The sequence below is a fragment of the Photobacterium alginatilyticum genome, from assembly GCF_009910675.1.
Lineage (GTDB): Bacteria > Pseudomonadota > Gammaproteobacteria > Enterobacterales > Vibrionaceae > Photobacterium > Photobacterium alginatilyticum.
Map to the genome: position 1 here is coordinate 1 of NZ_RSEJ01000186.1, position 653 is coordinate 653.

Below are 653 nucleotides of genomic sequence, written 5' to 3' on the forward strand. Positions count from 1 at the left end.
TTATCCACCCTATGAGTTAAATTGAAGTTTATTCTGTCGATTGAATATAATCAACTACACTCAATTACACTYAATCAGCATCAAATTTGAATGCAATGAAAAAAAAAATAGAAAAAAAAATATCACAATAAAATAAAAAACTTATTAGATACCCGAGTCAATGRTATCTAATAAGTTCTACCTACTATTGGATTTGAACCAATGACTCCTGCCGTATGAAAGCAATACTCTAACCACTGAGTTAAGTAGGTCATTTATCAGCAAGAAGCAAACGGGACCTATCACATCGATGGATTATAAATATCATATTACTTAATAAGCAATATGAATAAAACCTMTAKRATGTTGGATCRTGGAATAGTTATCTTGACAAGAAATTGTCTACATRATAAAATAGGTATTACAAGAATKAAGGGCTATAGCTCAGTTAGGTAGAGCACCTCGTTTACACGYGCGCCAATGTTTTTCAGGGGAGKCCATCATGTAATMAAAARAATTGATCTTAKGGAAAAATCGATGTCTTACTCCAMTAACTTTGAGGRAACAAGAGAACAATAGCCTGACAAATGGTCCGGTCTGATTCAGGYGCCYATTCCRTTTAGGTKCCAAAAAGAACCMATCATTGATTTGAGATATTGATAAGGTGAATACCC

The 653-nt window shown here is 33.3% G+C and carries 1 tRNA gene; it reads right to left on the reverse strand.

Going from position 1 to position 653, the window contains the following annotated elements:
- Positions 1–178: 178 nt before the first annotated feature.
- A tRNA-Met gene (locus EIZ48_RS31585) sits at positions 179–251 on the reverse strand.
- Positions 252–653: the final 402 nt, after the last annotated feature.